An 18,790-nucleotide genomic window follows, 5' to 3' on the forward strand; every position below is an offset into this window, starting at 1 on the left:
TGATTTTACATAATCCCCAGATTTAGATGAGAGCACAGACTCGTCCAAACGCGAGCTTAAGGATTGTTCGCCAGGTAATTTCTCAGCCATTGCATGGCCGGACGTTCTGTTCCATTGCTGTTGACCAAGTGCGAGCCAGCCTGCCAGGTTTGATTCTGGTTGTAACCCCATAGCGTCACACCTTTAACCGCAGAGTGTTTCCACAGCACAGGGAATTTCTGCTGATAACGCTGCAACTGTGTATTGTCATCACCTGTCATATCCAGCTCGGATACATAGATTGGCAATCCAGTCGCTGCAAGCTTGTTCAATACCGTGTTCATCGTGCTTACAGAGACATTGTCCATATTGAAGTAATGCGCTTGAATTCCAATCCCATCGACTAGACCTCTGCTTTTCAGAAGGTTAATAATCTGGATATATTGGTCCGCTTTAGCCGGATCACCGATAATACCATATTCGTTGATTAACAATTTGGAGTTAGGGAAGGCTTGTCTCGCCTGTTGGAAGGACCAGATGACCCAATCCCACCCCGTTGCTCCATCTCCGCCGATGGCATTGCGGTAAGATGGTTTCGCATGCAGAGGTTCATTCACCACATCAACGAAGGCAGACTTTGAATACCGCTGTCCTGCGGCTTTAATCCATTGTGTCACTTCAGCCTTCTGATCTGCGGCCGAGAGACCGTTAATCCAGGTTGGCTGCTGATTTCCCCATACGAGGGTATGGAATTTGAACGGAAATCCATTGTTGTTAGCATAATTGTACGCCATGTCCGCCTGGCCCCAATTCATTACGTTGCGTGTGCCTTCCACAGCATCCCACTTGGTTGAGTTCTCCGGAGTTACCTGATTCCAATACGGGCTAAAATTCGAAGGAACCTGGTTGGCAATAATATTGCCCAGAAATTTGCTGCCTTTCGCTAAACCTGCACTCACACTACCAACCGCAACAGATGCAGCGAGAATCCCTACCAATGCCAATGAGCCGACCGTCTTAAACCATTTGGACTTGATCAATGTATTTCCTCCTTCGTTTCTTGTATTTTGTTAAGCGCTTACAAAATACACTTTACTGGATAATTATGGTTTTAGAAACCTGACAAATTATAGTATTTTATCCCAAAAATAGAATCCTATATTATAATTTCATCCATTTATCTGTCTAAATCCAACATGATTCTTACATTGGAGTTTACATTCACCAAATGTTTATCTAGTATAAAATGATACATATCTTTACATACACTAGATAACAAGGGAGATTACAACATGCGCAAAATTTCAACGAAACGTTTCGCCGGATGGCCCTTATCGTTCCTCTTATGTGCCTCCATTTTGTTCGCCCCGTTTGCATCTACCCCAGTGAAGGCTGCTGAAGCAGACAAAGAAACCAAAATCACCTTATTGGGAACTTCCGATATTCACGGTCGATTCATGCCGTGGGACTATGCTCTGGACGGCCCCAATCCAACTGGAAGCATGACGCAGCTCTACACGATTGTTAAAAAAGTGCGTGCGGAGAATCCCAATACGATTCTGCTTGATGCAGGCGACATGATTCAGGATAACTCGGCTGAGTTGTTTAATGATCAACCCCAATCTCCCATGATGGTTGCAATGAACGAAATGAAATATGACGCATGGGTTATGGGTAATCATGAATTTAACTTTGGACTGGACGTACTGGAGAAGATCTCTTCCCAATTCAATGGACAGCCTCTCGTGGGTAATATTTTCAAGGAAAACGGCGACCGCTACATGCCTGCCTATACAATTATCGAGAAAGACGGAATCAAAGTGGGTGTTATCGGAATGAACACACCTATGATTACCGAGTTCGAGAAAGGTACGGATCACCTGGACGGCATCATCGTTAAAGACCCTGTAGAAGAGACCAAGAAGGCTATTGCCGAGCTGAAAGGCAAAGTCGATGTCATGGTTGGACTCATGCATATGGGACTGGACAACGAGAACGGAAATCCGGGAACCGGAGTGACGGATATCGCCAATGCCAACCCGGAGCTGGCTGCCATTTTTGCCGGACACATGCATACTTTGATTGAATTTCAAACGGTTAACGGCGTATTAATCTCCGAACCGAATAAATATGGCTCACACATCTCTCGAATTGATCTGACATTTGCTAAAGACGGCGATAAAGTTGTGCTGAAAAGCAAGGAAGCTCAAGCTCTCGCTGTAAAAGCAGCTGACGGAACGTATGAAGTCTCCGATCCTGCGCTGGAAGAGACACTTCACCCGTTTCACGAGTTCGCTCGTGCCGATGCCAACATCGAAGTGGCTGAACTGAAAGGAACGAATCTGGTACCTGCGGACGAAATCAAAGGCATTCCTGCTGTGCAGATTCAGGAGACTCCACTCTCAGACTTCTTCACCGAAGTTATGCTGCATTATAGCGATGCTGATGTGGTCGCGCACCAGATAGATAACGACAAGGCCAAGCTGGATGTAGGCCCGATCAAGAAAAAGGATATTGCGTTCAACTATCAATACACCTTCGGTGAAGTAACCGTGTATGAAGTGTCCGGACGCGATCTGATGGATTATATGGAGTGGTCTGCGGGGTACTTCAACTCTACACGCCCTGGTGATGTGACCATTAGTTTCGATCCGAAACGACGTGCTTCCAAATACAGCACCGATGATTTCTTTGGCGGCGTAACGTATGAGATAGACCTGACCAAGCCATACGGCAGTCGGATTAAGAATCTGAAGTACAGTAACGGTACGGCAGTAAAAGAAGACGATACGTTGAAACTTGGCATGAACGCCTATCGAATGGAAGCCCTGATTGCGAAAGGCGGCGCCATGGAAGGACGTAAGTTCAAGCAGCTCTGGTCCTCCAAGGATGCCTCGGCATTTGGCGAGACCCAAGGTACGATTCGTAACCTGTCCATTGCCTATCTAAAAGATGTCATGAAGGGTGTCTACGAACCGAAGATTCAGCACAACTGGAAAATCACCGGCGTAGACCTGACTGCACCAGAACGTGCAGATGTGGTGGAGTTAATTAACGATGGCATCATGTCTGTGCCAACAACGGAAGATGGCAAATACACCAATATTGCCTCCATTAACATTTTGGATGCGGTGACCCAGGAAGAGATGGATACTCTATCTGCCAAAGCAGGTGTGAATACAGCCCAATTCTCTGGCGTGAAAACCAAGGGAGCGTTCTATCAACAGCTGAACAAAGCTCGCAAAGCAGCAGGTAATGGCGAGGAAGAAACCACACCTGAGAAGCCTACAACACCAACAGTACCAAAACCGACACCAACACCAGGCACGCCGAAACCTGGTAAGCCATCAACACCGAACACAGGTAAACCAGATACCGTCAACAAAGGTAAACAAGCCAAGGTTACTGCAGCTTACCTGAACGTACGCGCTGGTGCTTCATCCAAAGCCAAGGTCGTAGCTGCTGTACCGAAAGGCACCGTACTTGAAGTAATCAGCACAGACAAGTTTGGCTGGGTAAAAGTGAAGCTGGATGGACGTGTAGCCTTCGTATACGGGAAATATGTGAGTATTCTGAAATAGGTACAATCGTTACGCACCACGCTTAACGAAAAAGAAAAAGGGCGATTCTCCCATGGAAATCATGGTCGGGATCGCCCTTTGCCATGTTAACGGCGAAAGAAACCGCTAGCCTTTTGGCAGGTTCTTGATTTTATTCATAAAAACGTCCAACTGTATGCCATTCGTTTGTTCCGTAAAATCGAGTATTTCCTCCGACTCTCCCTCATACGCGGCAAGCACATAGTCATCATCGACAATAAAGTATGTGCCATAACGGGTGAATGAATAGCCTCCGATTTGTTCTCCTGTTGTCCCTTTTTTGACTACAGCGATAATCTTCATACCTGGTTTAAGTTCAGGCTCCACACCTGCAAAGTCAGCATTGTAAAAGAGAAACGTATCCTTTTCTACATCCTCTCCTGTTACAACCTTATCCACCTTCACCTTGTAAGTAATGAATTCAGGCTTGTAGGGTACAAGACCAGCAGCCCGATCCTTTTCTGCAAAATCACCCTCAGGCGTGCCCGGTTCGGCAGGCAAATCCACGCTAAAATTCGGAAGGCTACTCACAACCTCTGCTACAATAACGGAGTCCGCAAAATCCATGATCTCTCTGAAACTTACTTCTCTGATATTGATCATCACCGGGGTGTCAGTAGATAGCGGGTATTCCTTCCTCAATTCTTGCATCCGCTCTGGCGACAACCTGTTTCCTGCGCCTTCATGTGAGTTGGGAAAAGGGGCCGAGCAACCGGCTAAACTAACCGTCAGTACAATGCTTATTAACCATCGCGTCTTACCCTCTCGTGCCACATATCCACCTCCCCTCATCCGACATACTTAGATTTACACCTTCACGGGAGCACCTAATCCCGCCTCACATCCCAGTTTGCCAGCATGCCTCTCGCCATTTCCATCGTCGACTCTTCCCCTGTGGTTAGAGCAAATTTGGCAACCAGTGCCGGGTAAGCAGCCCATTGTTCCCGAATATGCTCAAACATCTGAGGCCATGTCCTTCCCCCTGCCTTCTCGTATCGCTTCAGCAGATCGCGCAGTCCATCATCTTGGAAAAGTCCATAAAGGATTACAAAATCCTTACCCGGATCAGCGATCTCCGCTTCCGTCCAGTCGATGAGTCCGGTTACCCGCTGTGTATCATCGACAATGATATGCGGTGGGTGCAGATCACCGTGATTAAACGTCGAGTGCTTCGGCCAATAGCTACCTACTGACAGCCACACCGTCCAGCGTTCCGCCAGTTGGTCCGGTACCGTAAAATTCTTTTTAATCTCCTCTATATTTGCCGCAAACTCTTTGCGAGCTTCCATAGGCGTCTTGATCCGAACTCCGCCCTTGGCCGCCTCCTCAGGATCAATGTTGTGCAATGCGGCAAGTGTAGCAGCCAGTGAATCCAGGAACTCGTCAGACAAGGTCTCCTGCGGGAAACGCCACGCATATCCTGCGCCAGCAGGATCTACCACTGCAATCGGGTCGCCATCCAATAGTGGATAAGCGATAAGTTCGGGCGTGCAGATTCGCCAGTCCGGCACCTGTGCCGGAACACTCCCCCGGACAACATCCAGTACTCTACGTTCATTCTCGGCACGCCCCCATACGTCTTTACGCCGCGGCTGACGCAGAACCCACTTTTGTCCACTTATATCAGTGGCGAAGGCTACCCGGAAGTCCATCCCGGACTCATTGATTTCCATCGATTCCTTGCGGATTTGAAGCCCATTTTGTTCAGCCAGCAACCATATATCCTGTGTGAAATCCACTTGTTCATTTGACTTTGTCATATCCAAACCTCCCCTTTTCCTTGGAAAAATAAAAAACACAGACATTCATGCCTGTGCTTTCGATTTCGGAATACGGCTATACCTATTTTTGCGCATCCCCATAGTGGTACATCAAAGAACCACTCTTATGCAAGAGTGTCCACTACAAATAACGGCATACGTGTAAACAGGCAAACTTCTCCCGATGATCTGCACACAGGCAGTGAAACAGCAAGCGCAAGCAAACGTTCCGCTACTATCTCAATCGAAAAAAATTTACCACACGTATCCCTCCGTTCAGTAAGTTAACTATATGCTAACATATTCCAATTTTCAGTACCAGACTGAATGGACTGATTTTCGTTTTTTTATTGATATACAGGAACTTCGTCGCATCAGGTAACGTCCATAGTTATAGCTACATTAAAAAAGGATGAGAGGTGAGCATCGTTATGTCCATTGTACGAAGATTATCCTTATTACCAGTTCTCTTGTTTCTGCTAACGCTCGGATGTGCAGAGCAATCTGAGGAACAAGGGAAAGAGAAGCCACATGTACGAGGAATTATTACGGATTATGAGGAAGAAAGAGGTCAGGTACTCATCGAAAATAAAGAAGATGGAGGTGTTGAATCAGGACCGATTTGGATTTCGCTCAGCAAGAACGCCGAACTGATCATCGAAGGAGAGACTGTGACCGTCTCTTTGGATGAGACACTCGTTGGTCGAAGTGCAGAAGTGTGGATCAATGGAGTTATTGCTCAATCTTACCCTCCCCAAACCACGGCTGTGAAGATGGTCATTCATTAACACCAAGCAAAATACGCCGATACATTTCGTTTCACGCGGAACGCTTTGATACACATTTTCTCTTCGAGGTTAGGGCATTCACACACGAACAGTAACAGGTGTCAGCGCCTAAAATCAGAGTTGGTGAAAACAAATCAATCACTCGATGCATTTACTCCGTTAGGTTGCCCGCTTATAGAGTATAATAAAAAGGTATACGATAAATGTACGGAGCAATGCTTGTATGTAGAGTATTCAAAACTAACGCAAAAGAGGTAAACAATGAGCGAGCAACAATTTAAAGATTATGGACTTGGTGAAGAGATCGTAAAAGCACTGGACAGTCTGGGCTATGAGACACCAACCGAGGTTCAAACTAAAGTTATTCCGGTAGCATTGGAGAATCAGGATCTTGTGGTCAAATCACAGACAGGTAGTGGTAAAACAGCTGCCTACGGCATTCCGCTCTGCGAGCTGGTGGATTGGAATGAGAATAAGCCACAGGCTTTAATTCTTACCCCAACCCGGGAACTGGCTTTGCAAGTTAACGAAGATATTACGAATATCGGCCGCTTTAAGCGTATTAAAGCAACCGCGCTATACGGACAGTCCCCCTTTCATATCCAAAAAGCGGAGTTAAAACAAAGAACCCATGTGGCTGTTGGTACGCCGGGTCGGGTACTGGATCATATCGAACGCGGCACGCTGCCACTCGAACGGATCGCTTATCTCGTCATTGACGAGGCCGATGAGATGCTGAATATGGGATTCATCGAGACGGTACAATCGATCATTCAGAAGCTTCCACAGGAACGAGTGACCATGTTATTCTCCGCAACGTTCCCTGAAGATGTCGCCAAGCTATCACGTAAATACATGAACAAACCGGTGGAGATTGAGATCAAGGCAAGCGGACTGACAACAGCTACGATTGAACATGCTGTAATTCACGTGCCAGAGGTGAACAAAACCGCGCTGCTTCAGGACTTGTTCATTGTAGAGAATCCAGACAGTTGTATCGTGTTCTGCCGTACGCAAGAGAATGTAGATAAGCTGTTCCGGGTCATGGCTGACCTTGACTATCCAGCAGATCGTATCCATGGAGGCATGGAGCAGGATGAGCGGATCGAAGTGATGAACGCATTCCGACGGGGACAGTTCCGTTATCTGATCGCGACGGATGTAGCCGCACGGGGTATTGATATCACGAATATCACCCATGTCATCAACTACGATATTCCTTTGGAAAAAGAGGGATATGTTCACCGCACAGGCCGTACGGGTCGCGCAGGCAAAACAGGTAAAGCCATTACGTTGATTACACCGAAAGATGGCAGACGTCTGGCGGAGATTGAATCCTATATTGGATTCGAAATCCCTGTCGTGAAAGCACCTTCCGAAGAAGCTGTGGATCGCCGCAGAGAAGATTTTGAGAAACGATTGAAGATCGTTCCTGAACGCAAAAAGGACAAGCGTGAACAGCTGAACCAACAGATCATGAAGCTGAACTTCAACGGAGGCAAGAAGAAGAAACTTCGCGCCGTAGACTTTGTAGGTACCATCGCCAAGCTTGAAGGGGTGACTGCAGACGATATCGGGATCATTACGATTCTGGATAATGTAACGGATGTAGAGATCCTGAACGGCAAAGGCCCACTCGTACTGGAGCTCATGCAAAACACAACGATCAAAAAGATGCAGCTCAAGGTTCGCAAAGGTCATAAGTAGTTTAGTAGATGGGTTAAATAAATAGGTCCAGACCAAAAAAGGGGTAATCGACTTGGGAAACATGTCGGCTATCCCTTTTTTCCGTGCTTTCGTTTTTGGTCAAATGGCTCTTGTATGAAACATGAATTTTGAAAAAATCAACCCCGCTCTCACCGCTCAGCACTGATGGAATGCCAGTTTGTTCAGCAATGGATGAATTGTTCACTTGAAAAGAAGTCTAGCCCATCTAAAATATAAATGAAAGCGCTATATTATATTTTGATATCTTTCGGGAGGTGTATGTAATGGGTAACAGGAAAGTTGTCTGGTTTCTGGTCTTCGCACTCACGTTCACCCTGTTTGGACTTCATCCTGAACGGACAAGCGCAGCAAGTGTCACGATAACCAATGGCACCGATTGGCTCGACACCGCAGGCAACCCCATCCATGCGAACAGCGGCAACATTCTGCAGGTAGGCTCGACGTATTATCTGTACGGTGAACATGCGGTCGGCGGCAAGTTCGACAGCGTGAACGTCTACACCTCCACCGATCTGAAGAACTGGACTTTCAGCAACGCCATTCTGACGAAAGATTCGGCAACTGAACTGGCCTCCAGCAAGATTGAACGCCCCAAAGTCATCTATAACGCCCTCAACAACCAGTATGTGCTCTGGGCACACTACGAGAACGGTACGGACTACAACCTCGGGCGTGTAGCGGTCGCAACAAGCAATACCCCGAATGGCAAATTCACCTATGAGGGCAGTTTCCGCCCAATGAATTATGAATCTCGTGACATGACCGTCTTTGTCGATACAGATGGCACAGGATATCTGGTTACCGCTTCACGCAAAAATGGCGGTGCCAATGATACAATGGCTATTTTTAAAATGAATGCAAGTTACACCGGAATACAATCCTTCGAGGGATGGCTGTTCGAGAACGCCTACCGTGAAGCACCTGCTGTTGTGAAAAAAGGAAACCGTTACTACCTCTTCACCTCCCAAGCCGCTGGCTGGTATCCGAATCAGGGCGCTTATGCTACAGCAACTTCCATGACGGGTCCATGGACTGCGCTTACGCCCTATGGCAATCCATCTGCCTTCGGTTCGCAGATTCATGATATTGCAACGATCACAGGCAGCAACACCACATCCTACATCTACATGGGGGATCGCTGGAATCCGATGAACCTCGGAGAGCACAAGCATATCTGGCTGCCGCTAACCTTGAATGATTCGAACGGAACAGCATCACTGGAGTGGTATACAACGTGGAATATCGACGCAGCAACGGGTGTGGTAACACCGCCTGCTCTCGTCAATCATGCCCAAGGCAAAACAGCTACCGCCAGCTCCACAGCCTCCGGCTCGTCCGTATCCAATGTCAATGATGGCAACTACCAGACTTCATGGGTGGCTTCCTCCAATAGCTGGCCTGCCTGGTGGCAAGTGGATTTTGGCGCACCGAAGGACGATCACCGAAATCGACACGTCCTGGTTTATGTATAAAGGTTCCGAAGGCTACTACAAATACAAAATTGAGATCAGTAACGATGGAGTCAATTACTCCACCTTGGATCGCACCAACAATCTGACCTACGGTTTCACCACGGATGCTGTTCATTTCACAGCTCGTTATGTACGGATCAATATGGTGAACGCGGTCTTGTGGAATAATCCAGGGAACTGGTATACCCCGACCCTTCATGAGGTCAAAATGTTGGGCCCTGCAACACCGGAAGCCACAGGTTACAGCCGGTTCAATTCACACAACTATCCGGATCGATACATCCGTCATACCAACTACACCGCTCGCGTGGATGCCAACGTCTCCCCTGTTCTGGATTCACAGTTCCGCGTCGTACCGGGTCTAGCCAGCTCCACAGGAATATCACTGGAGTCCATCAACTTCCCAGGCTACTTCCTAAAGCGCAACGCCAGCAACAAAATTGTACTTGAAGCCTACTCCGACACCGCCGCATATAAGGGAGATGCCACGTTCCTGAGCAGTGCCGGCTGGGCGGACAGCACCAAAGTATCCCTTCAATCGTACAGTCAGCCCGGATATTACATCCGGCATTATGATTACGCATTACAGCTCGATGCCATCAATGCATCCAGCAGCTCAACAGTGAAGAGTGATGCCACATTTGGGCGAACTAATTTCTAATTGGGTGTCATCTGCATCATAGATTGTGTTATAGTCATCGGGAAGTGATTTGGAGGGGATAATGATGATTATCAAAATTACAACTGGACCGAATTTCGAAGGATAGCGCCTGCGGGTCCAATAACTGCGTGTTTCCTTCAACAATGAAGGTGTGAAAGCTATGTCAACTTATCAAGTCGTTCCTATGATCTATGATTCCAAGGAGCAGATTGAAGCTATTATTTTACTCGAACAACAATGTAAACAGCTCGATTCCATTCATCTGAAGGCAGACCTTGACCATATCAGCAAAAAAGACGGAGACCACGCGCTTCTCTGTTATCGCGACGGCGAATTGGTAGGACTCCTCAGTTGGTATGCTTCTGACACCGTAACCGGCAACATTAATGCCATCGTACACCCAGATGTTCGTCGCCAAGGTGTTTTCCGCAGCCTACTGGACCGAGCTATCTTAGACATGAAACCACAGGGTATCCAACAACACAGCTATCGCGTTCCTCAGGGCTTATCTCCGGGTGTTCATACCGCTCAATCCCTTGGAGCCATTTATGATCGTGCCGAGTACTCAATGCAACTTGTGAATGAAGTCCTTTCGGTTGTGGAGCCGCCTGAACTAACGTTGTCCGTGGCAGAAGAAGAGGATATGGAGTTTATGGTCACTTGCTCATCCCAAGCCTTTGGAGATTCGGAGGACTGGACACGCAATTATTTCATGCAAACGAATGAACCCAGCCGAGTCACCTATATTGCATGGCAGGATCAAAAGCCTGTTGGGTTGGTGCGGGTTAACTCCATTAATACGACAACTGCATTTATTCATAATTTCTGTATCTTACCTGCTTATCAGGGACAGAAACTGGGGCGCACTGCGCTTAGCATCCTGGTTGATCTCTTACGAAAACAAAGTTATACAGATATTCGCCTATCCGTTGTTACTGAGAACGAACGTGCTTTGAACTTATACCGCAGTGTTGGTTTTGAAGTGAATTCTGAGTACCACTATTTCAGCGGTAATTTATAAAAGGCAGTACAGTGAGATCGTTTTCCGCAAAGGGAGACGATCTCTCTCTTTTATAGGTGTAGACCATTACATAAATTTTTTAGAACTGATTGGAGAATTGAAAAATCAATTTATAGCCATCGAACGTTTGCCCGTACATTTCCCGATAGTTACCTTCGGTATAATTAGCCACTGTTTTCCGCCAGAAAGATTGGCCGATCTTATTTTTCTCCGATGGATTGGTGAACAACTCCCAATTCCCTCTAAACATACCGAAGATCATCGATGCTGCATGTTCAGCAACACCTAGACCTCGAAACGGCTGCATCAGAAAGAAATCATGTACAAAGTACTCCGTTCCTTTAGAGCAATATGGCGGAGTAGCTATAAACGCAAAACCTGCCGGTATGCCATCCACAATCATGAGAAACGGATAAAGACACTCCGGTTTTTCCCACCAAATGTTCTGTACATCATACTGATCCTGTAACGTTCTGTACTGTTGGCTTTGTTCAAAAATCCCATGATGATTTGGAGCGTACTCTCCACCCAAACCGTAATGTCCAGATAGATCATGCAAGTATAGCGGGTACATATTTTTAATCAGATATGCCTCGTCTTTATTCGTTAATTTCACTTCTATATTCATATTCACCATCCTTACCATATGATTTAAGGAGTTATTTCAAGAACTCTCACCGCATATCCTTGTACCGTCAAATGAATTGTACGCGTAGTTAACAACCTCGAATATGTAAAAAACCTTTAACAACCATTCTTTATTCTTACAGGAAAAAGCCACATTCGATTGCTCGAACATGGCTTCTTTAGTTTCATCCCTTTTTGCAATACACAATTTTCTTGATGCTATCGATGGATAAACAGTATTGCTCCGCAAGCTGATCGATGGTTGTTCCCGCAGCAAAAAGCTGGCGGATCTCGTCGTTCCGCTCTCGGACAACCCTTCTGCCGCCCGAATTCTCGCCCCACTTCTTATGGGCATCCTTGGGCCTCGGAATATAGATTAAGCCACCAGGGATATGACGCTGTATTTCTTTGAGTAGTTCTTCCGGGAAGATCGTATCTGCATTAATATATTTCACGTTGCTCCACTCCTTAAAAGTTAAAATCTTTAAGGCAGCAGAGTCTTACGATGAACGCATTAGATATGCACTACAATGGTATGGCGGAAATGAATTTCAGGCTCTATGCAAACAACCGCCGTTGTTCATCGCATGGACTCTGCATAGAGCGTGTCGTTAAATTTATTATGAATCGAATCATGGTAGCCCCCCATTCAGTCAATCAAGATCAGGTTACTTTATATGGTACTCCTATATCTTCCATGTCAGAACCTTTATATCCTTCTACTCGTTGATATATTGGCTTACACTCCGTTCAAGCAATTCTCTAACCTGCTGCTTCAACTCAGGTGGTGAGATCACGTTCACTTCTGGTCCATAGGAAAGTAACTTTCGCGCTGTAAAAGAAAACTCTTCAGGCGGAACCAGTCCTCGCCATTCATGACCTTGAACCGACTTGAACAACACATCTGACGCGGCAATCCTTGCTCCAAATTCCGTGAATTGCAGCACCACTTCTACGCTCGCTCTGCCTTCTTTGGCATCTAACCACGCTTTGAGACTCGGGACAGATTCATCCACCGAATCCGTAACAGCCAACTGCTGCATGCGATCCACCCGATACAACAATACGCGATCCTTATTCCGGGCTGGCATGTACCAATGTCCCTGCTCATAGTAGATGCCATAGGGGAAGACCTGGACTTTTTTAGGACCATTGCGGGCATGATACATAAACTCGATTTCTCTCTTTTCTACTGCAGCACCCAATATCTCAGTTGTTAATGGCTCCGCATGCTCACCGGGATGCTGGACAAAGGTGATATGTTCCCTCATACGCGTAATAAGATCCTGTACATCCTCAGGCAAAGTAGAAAAATACTGCTCAGCCAGATGTCCACGCATGGAACCGTACGGAAAATCCGGGACTTGCTGTAGATACTCCAGCATCATAAACAGTCCTAATGCCTCCTGCTGTGTCAGTTGAAGGGGTGGCAAAATCCGATTGGGCAGCACCCGGTATCCGCCGTTCACGCCAACTTCTGTGTACAAGGGAAAACCCAGTGCCTGCAATGCATCCAGATCTCGCTGAATCGTACGAACCGAGACGTCGAACCGTTCTGCCAATTCTCGGGCCGTGAATTTCTGTCTGGAATCCATCAGGCGCATGATGGCCAGCTTCCGATGATTCATGAATTCAACATCCTAACTACGTCAACTTTTGTCATAGTTGAAGTGTATCATACATTTTAGAAGGGAGCGATGAACATGTCTGATAACAAAACAATTTTGTACATTGCTATGAGTTTGGATGGATATATCGCAAGACTGGACGGTTCGGTAGATTGGTTATTTGATGTGGAGGGTGATGGTGGAGACAACGGGTATGCTGCCTTTTATCAAACGATTGGTAGCGTCGTTATGGGACGTTACACGTATGAAGAGGTGCTCACACTATCTGAGGAGTTTCCCTATGCGGATCGCCCAACGTATGTGCTATCCCGCTCAGAACAGCCGACTGCTCCACATGTACAGTTCACAACCGAGTCGGTAGATACGCTCATTCCCAGATTAAAGCAGAATTCGGATGGAGACGTATGGATTGTCGGTGGCGGTAAGCTCGTTCAAGCCGTGATGGAGAAAAAATTATTAGATGAAATCGAAGTTGCTATCATTCCAAAAATTCTTGGCGAAGGCATCCCATTGTTCCCGGTAGGCACTGTGCCAAGTCAATTCAAAATGGTCCGGACCCAGACGCTGGGACAGATCATTTCGATTCGTTATGAGGTACAGAACAGCTGAAATAGCCGATAAATGAAAAGAAGACAGCCCGATATGTCAGTACTCCCAATGGTCCGATGTATACACATTCAGCCTTTGGCGTATTACACGATCTGGAGCTGTCTTTTATTTCATTCCCCTACACTGGTCACTCCGATGATAGAATTCCCTTCAAATATGCCGTCAGCGCTTCTGCCGTCCTACGGTGAGATAACTCGCCGGGATGACTTCGAGCACCCACCGTTTCCTCAGTCGTATCGGGAAGCTGAATGATCGAGACCTTACGATCCCCCGTCTCTTTCGTATACGCATCAACCGCGCGGTAAATGGCGGGCATCATGGGAAAACCCAGCATGCCATAAGCCCATACGAGATGTGCCGCCGGATTGTTTTTCCGAAGTTTGAACAAGAACTGTTCCACTGCTTTCTCAAAAGCAGCCAGATCCTCTTCATGATACGTACCGTCTTCGTTCAGCCGTTGCTTGTACACCTTGCCAGTGTCGGGATCTTTCCACTCAGGTGACTGAAATGCACCTCCATCATTGCTGCCCAGGTTCACGACCACCACATCCGGCTGCCAGGAACCAAAATCATGCTGATCCCCTGCGCCTAGCGCTTCATTACGTTCACTGGTAAGCAAGCCGCAGACTTGCTCATAATAATCGGGAATATTCCCCTTCGGATTGTTATCCCAACTTGTTAGCACACCCCAGCCACTCTGCGAGATGACCCGGTAGTCTGCATTCAACGCCTCTGCTGTCATGAACGTATAATTATGTATGGCGCTGAACCACATCGGCACCCAATCTTGCTCTGCTTTTGCTCCAATTGCACCTTCGCCAGATGTAATACTGTCACCGATAAACTCGACCTTGTACGGTTTTTCCTGCACAGGCAGGAAGACTCCGTCCGACTTCACCGCATGAATCTGCAAGGAAGAACCCGGGTCGCCACTCATCGCTTGAACATCTTTAACGATCCGTATATTTTTTACCACATCTGCGTTCATGCCTCGATACACACAGACCCAGTACCGCCCTTCCATTAACATCTGTCTGCTCACCGGGACACCGTTGATCAGAATGCTGATCCATGACTCATATATATCATACTGCGACTCTACCTCAACCCATAGTTCGGAGCCCTGTACATTGAGTTCAATCGCGCTTCCCGTCCAAAACAAGGCCAAGGGCGATAATTGCCCGGTTGTTCTGCCATGCACTTTGAGATTGTCGACATCGGGCAATGCGTACGTGTGTAAATTCTCATTTGCCTTCACGATGTAATCCTCCTACGTTTGACTCAGATTTTATGCAGGTTCTCCACATGCTGCAGACGTGCGATTAACTGATATTATGCAACTTTTGAAGCGCTTCCTCTTTGTTTTTCAAAAAGAAAAAATGCTTGCCGTTGTTGCACTCATAGATGAAATCTCTCAGGCTCTTGCTGTTATGCCCATCGAAATCTCCCACAATAGCAAGCTTAACATGATAGTTCACGTATTTCTGTAAAATCTCGCCTGCAAGTTTGGTCTTCAGTTCGAAGAACTCTTCCGTGATGTTCGATTTGTTGATAATGAGCTTATCGGCGTCATCCGTATACCTCACCGAAGCCATCAAATCCAGTGCGTCTTGAGCATTGTTGATGATGATGTCATTACTTTCAATTATGGCGACCTTGGAGTTGCCCTGTTGATCGATAGTTATGTTCATTTCACTTTCTCCTTTCGAACATCGTTTCTTTATAATATCTCGCAGCTCCACCATGAAAAGCAATGAATTTTAGAGTGCACTTAATCATTGGAGCGATTTGCTAACTGTGAGTTGTTCCTTCCTTTGTAATTACTGACTGGAATTGATCTGATATAATGGGTTTATTTCCTAACTAAATTAAATTTCGTGACTTACCGAAGAAAGAGGGATCCTATGGACATGAAGTGGTTAGAATGGGCAAAACAGATTCAAGCTATCGCACAAACAGGTTTAACCTATGCCAAGGATGTTTATGATATCGAGCGATACGAGGAAATGAGGCGCATTAGTATCGATATTTTAAGCAACTACACTACTGTTAACAAAGAGAAAATTCTACTTACATTTGCAAGTGATTCAGGTTATGCGACGCCTAAAGTCGATATTCGCGGTGTTGTTTTCAGGGAAAACAAAGTACTCATGGTTCGGGAGAAAATAGATGGGGCATGGGCATTACCAGGGGGATGGAGTGACATCGGCCTCTCACCATCGGAAGTAGCTGTGAAAGAAATTAAAGAAGAATCCGGTTTTGATGTTGCGCCGATACGGCTTTTAGCAGTATTGGACAAAAAATTTCATGGACATCCGCCTGAGCCCTATCACGTATATAAGATGTTTATCCGGTGTGACATTGTGGGAGGGCATGCGGAAACAAGTATAGAAACCAGCGCTGTGGATTTTTTTGCGATCGACGATTTACCTGAATTGTCATTGGAAAGAAATACGGTAGAACAAGTTAAAACCATGTTCGAATTTCTTGAGCAACCAGATAAAGAAGTAATTCTTGATTAACTTGAACCCCCTCCGGCTTTCCAAACCTAAGTCCATCATACCCGATGTCCTTAGTGCACGGTCTACCGTGAGGGGATGTTGCTTCGAAACCCGCTCCGCCAACAGACGGAGGCATATGATGCCTCAATTATTCATTTTTTCAATTGTCTCCATATAGAACACATGCAGGAATTTTTTGATATTAACCTTGCCTTTGTCTCCTGTCTGATCCTCTTCCATGGCTCTCATCTTCATTCGAACATCCTGGAAGTCAAAGTAGAGCGGGGCATAATGTTCAAACTTGTGGTTGCTGTAGTCGGTGAGTCCAATCGAGGCTATATTCGTCAGTGCGGCAATTACCGTTCTGCGAATGCGTTGTTCCATCGCCTTGCTCTCTTTCTCCACGTCCTTCGGCGTAGACTTATAAGTCTGGGCCACCGCTTCATATGACTCCTTCAGAGGTGGCCACTCCGCGACCTGCTTCTGGTCAATCGCATACTCCATGAGTGCAATGATATCCTTGCTACCACTCTCTCCAATGATCCCCAGATCCATCAGAATGCTTCTTGCCGCATCTCGCACCGTACGACCTTGGGCAGGGGCCGGCGCTTCCACCAGATTCAATCGAGCCATCGACTGCTTGATCTCCAGCACGTATCGTTCGTACTTCCACTGTTCATTCACTTTGCTGAGCACATGCTCCACTTCCACCCGATTAATCGGTTTATGAATGAAGAATTCAATTCCGTTCTGGTAGGCCGCCCCTACCATCTCCTTGTTCTCCACCTGAGAGATCATAATGAATTTCCCGGTATAACCGCCGTGCTTCAGCTTCGCTACCGTCTCAATTCCGTCCTGATCCGGCATCAGCAGATCAATCAGCACCACATCGGGACGCAGATCCATGATCATCCGCGCTCCTTCTATGCCGCCCTCTGCCATGCCAGCAAGCTCGCCGATTCCACAGGATTCAATGATATCATGCAGCATGCTCCGGCTCACCACATCATCATCCACGATCATGATAGAAAGTGTCATCGACATCGGCCCCCTTGATTAGATTCATTTTGGGAATAGCTATAGCAAATGTTGTCCCTGTTCCTTCCAGAGGTCCCGATTCTACCTTAATTCGTCCCTCCAACGACTGGACGATATCACGTACATGGGACAGACCAATGCCTGTTGCGGCAATGCCGACTTCATTGAACTTGGTTGTATAGCCCGGTTCGAAGATAACATCCCGTTTGGCTTCAGGTACACCTTTTCCAGTGTCCATCACAACGAAATGCACGTCTTCCTCATGCTCATACACACGAATTCGGACCGTCCCGTCATGCTCAATCGCTTCTACCGCATTGGCAATCAGGTTATTCATTACCGTGAGAAGAGGAATGTAATACGGAGACTCACAATCATACTGTTGCTCGATGTCGATGTCGACCTGCTTATGCAGCATCTCGCTATATTTTCGGTTTGCTTTGCTGGCAAAGTTCAGTACTTCCGACAGGCTCATATTGACCGCTTTTTCGTTATCATACAGCTTCAGCAGACCCGCCAGAATGCGCTGTGAATCCTTCTTCACTTCATGAATCTGCTGCGCAATGCCCAAGGTGCGCTGACTGTATTGATGCATGTCCTGCTCCCGCAGATCGCGATATAGATCATAGCTGTCTGCTGTGATGCCTTCGATCGTATTCATCGCTTTCTTCAGGTAAAAGACCTCGCCATACAGACCTGAGTTCACATTCAGCATCTGCTCCATCCGCTTCTCCTGCTCTGCATGTAAGAGCCGCATCTGCCTCACCGCAATGCTGTTATAGAGCCCAATCACAAAGTAACTTCGCAGACCGCCTACCACAAGCAGATACAACCATTCCTTCATATAAAAGATATTGGTCCCACTTAACATTCCGCGAAGAAGCAACTCAACAAGATTAGAGGAGAAATCGATACAGGTAATCAGCCCGCCGAGCAGGAGCGGCTGCATTTCATGAAATCGATGCTTGAACTTGCTAAGCCCATAGGCAAAGACCACGTAATACACACCTGCCCCCAGATTGTCCCGCATGCTTTCCAGTATGGACACAGTCTGTACATGATTGATGAGATCTGACGACTGAAACAGCAAATTCGCGAAGCCTGTCAGGATTCCTGTCTTCACATAAGACAGGTGCGGCATGATCATCAGCAGAAATAAAAGAATGCTAACGCCCAGCCCGATTCGGAAGTAGTCTTCCCGGAACGGATTAATCTTGAATTGTGCCCCTACCGCTGTGGCAAAGGCAATGGCCGTCATCTGCACATTCTCATTTTTGACCCAGTTGCGCATCAATCTCTTCACCCACTATAGCAACGTTTAGCGCCCACTGCCCGAACCTGCGCTTCTAATGTTAAATATACTAACATATGAAAGAAGC

General features: G+C 46.8%; 16 protein-coding genes and 2 pseudogenes. 8 read left to right on the plus strand and 10 right to left on the minus strand.

Annotation, left to right across the window (positions count from 1 at the left end; all coding sequences use genetic code 11):
- Positions 1-56: 56 nt before the first annotated feature.
- Positions 57-1,019, minus strand: coding sequence for an endo-1,4-beta-xylanase (locus FS628_RS20555; protein WP_145324880.1), 963 nt, complete (start codon positions 1,017-1,019; stop codon positions 57-59).
- 252 nt (positions 1,020-1,271) lie between these two features.
- On the opposite strand from FS628_RS20555, the gene FS628_RS20560 reads away from it, so the two are divergent.
- A complete protein-coding gene (locus FS628_RS20560; RefSeq protein ID WP_145324881.1) occupies positions 1,272-3,560 on the plus strand; it encodes a 5'-nucleotidase C-terminal domain-containing protein in 2,289 nt (762 codons plus the stop codon).
- Between the two features lie 105 nt (positions 3,561-3,665).
- Here FS628_RS20560 and FS628_RS20565 read toward each other — a convergent pair whose 3' ends face one another.
- Positions 3,666-4,352 carry a hypothetical protein gene (locus tag FS628_RS20565; protein WP_145324882.1) on the minus strand — a complete coding sequence of 229 codons (687 nt, stop codon included), beginning with the start codon at positions 4,350-4,352 and terminating at the stop codon, positions 3,666-3,668.
- Between the two features lie 53 nt (positions 4,353-4,405).
- Entirely contained in the window at positions 4,406-5,338 is a 933-nt protein-coding gene (locus FS628_RS20570; RefSeq protein ID WP_145324883.1) for a macrolide 2'-phosphotransferase, read from the minus strand.
- A 431-nt stretch (positions 5,339-5,769) separates the two neighbouring features.
- Between FS628_RS20570 and FS628_RS20575 the strand changes: the two genes are divergently transcribed.
- From FS628_RS20575 to FS628_RS20590, 5 genes and pseudogenes are all read left to right on the plus strand, one after another.
- Positions 5,770-6,126 carry a hypothetical protein gene (locus tag FS628_RS20575; protein ID WP_145324884.1) on the plus strand — a complete coding sequence of 119 codons (357 nt, stop codon included), beginning with the start codon at positions 5,770-5,772 and terminating at the stop codon, positions 6,124-6,126.
- A gap of 261 nt (positions 6,127-6,387) precedes the next feature.
- Positions 6,388-7,833: a DEAD/DEAH box helicase gene (locus FS628_RS20580; protein ID WP_091035459.1), complete on the plus strand. Its 1,446-nt coding sequence runs from the start codon at positions 6,388-6,390 to the stop codon at positions 7,831-7,833.
- Positions 7,834-8,117: 284 nt separating this feature from the next.
- Positions 8,118-9,543: pseudogene (locus FS628_RS20585) on the plus strand (family 43 glycosylhydrolase); the annotation flags it as partial.
- Between the two features lie 54 nt (positions 9,544-9,597).
- Positions 9,598-9,987: pseudogene (locus FS628_RS32740) on the plus strand (AbfB domain-containing protein); the annotation flags it as partial.
- Between the two features lie 160 nt (positions 9,988-10,147).
- Positions 10,148-11,008 (plus strand): GNAT family N-acetyltransferase, encoded by an 861-nt coding sequence (locus FS628_RS20590; RefSeq protein WP_145324885.1) that lies wholly within the window; start codon positions 10,148-10,150, stop codon positions 11,006-11,008.
- Between the two features lie 79 nt (positions 11,009-11,087).
- Here the strand turns inward: FS628_RS20590 and FS628_RS20595 are convergent, their stop codons facing one another.
- The 3 genes from FS628_RS20595 to FS628_RS20605 all read right to left on the minus strand — a co-directional run bounded on the left by FS628_RS20595 (position 11,088) and on the right by FS628_RS20605 (position 13,263).
- Positions 11,088-11,636: a hypothetical protein gene (locus FS628_RS20595; protein ID WP_145324886.1), complete on the minus strand. Its 549-nt coding sequence runs from the start codon at positions 11,634-11,636 to the stop codon at positions 11,088-11,090.
- Positions 11,637-11,820: 184 nt separating this feature from the next.
- Positions 11,821-12,090, minus strand: a complete 270-nt coding sequence (locus tag FS628_RS20600; protein WP_145324887.1) for a CD3324 family protein — start codon at positions 12,088-12,090, stop codon at positions 11,821-11,823.
- Between the two features lie 264 nt (positions 12,091-12,354).
- A complete protein-coding gene (locus FS628_RS20605; RefSeq protein ID WP_145324888.1) occupies positions 12,355-13,263 on the minus strand; it encodes a helix-turn-helix transcriptional regulator in 909 nt (302 codons plus the stop codon).
- A 69-nt stretch (positions 13,264-13,332) separates the two neighbouring features.
- Here FS628_RS20605 and FS628_RS20610 point away from each other — a divergent pair, with 69 nt between their 5' ends.
- Positions 13,333-13,872, plus strand: a complete 540-nt coding sequence (locus tag FS628_RS20610) for a dihydrofolate reductase family protein (protein ID WP_145324889.1) — start codon at positions 13,333-13,335, stop codon at positions 13,870-13,872.
- Positions 13,873-13,999: 127 nt separating this feature from the next.
- Here the strand turns inward: FS628_RS20610 and FS628_RS20615 are convergent, their stop codons facing one another.
- Both FS628_RS20615 and FS628_RS20620 read right to left on the minus strand, forming a co-directional pair.
- Entirely contained in the window at positions 14,000-15,130 is a 1,131-nt protein-coding gene (locus FS628_RS20615; protein ID WP_145324890.1) for an SGNH/GDSL hydrolase family protein, read from the minus strand.
- 64 nt (positions 15,131-15,194) lie between these two features.
- Positions 15,195-15,563 carry a DUF4180 domain-containing protein gene (locus FS628_RS20620; RefSeq protein ID WP_145324891.1) on the minus strand — a complete coding sequence of 123 codons (369 nt, stop codon included), beginning with the start codon at positions 15,561-15,563 and terminating at the stop codon, positions 15,195-15,197.
- A 213-nt stretch (positions 15,564-15,776) separates the two neighbouring features.
- On the opposite strand from FS628_RS20620, the gene FS628_RS20625 reads away from it, so the two are divergent.
- Entirely contained in the window at positions 15,777-16,394 is a 618-nt protein-coding gene (locus tag FS628_RS20625) for an NUDIX hydrolase (protein ID WP_145324892.1), read from the plus strand.
- Between the two features lie 123 nt (positions 16,395-16,517).
- On the opposite strand, the gene FS628_RS20630 is transcribed toward FS628_RS20625, so the two are convergent.
- Positions 16,518-17,411: a response regulator gene (locus FS628_RS20630; RefSeq protein WP_145324893.1), complete on the minus strand. Its 894-nt coding sequence runs from the start codon at positions 17,409-17,411 to the stop codon at positions 16,518-16,520.
- Complete coding sequence (locus tag FS628_RS20635; protein WP_145324894.1) at positions 17,383-18,702, minus strand: ATP-binding protein; 1,320 nt, start codon at positions 18,700-18,702, stop codon at positions 17,383-17,385. Before FS628_RS20635 ends, FS628_RS20630 begins: the two co-directional genes overlap by 29 nt.
- Positions 18,703-18,790 lie beyond the last annotated feature (88 nt).

The organism is Paenibacillus xylanexedens (assembly GCF_007676705.1).
GTDB classification, from domain to species: domain Bacteria; phylum Bacillota; class Bacilli; order Paenibacillales; family Paenibacillaceae; genus Paenibacillus; species Paenibacillus xylanexedens_C.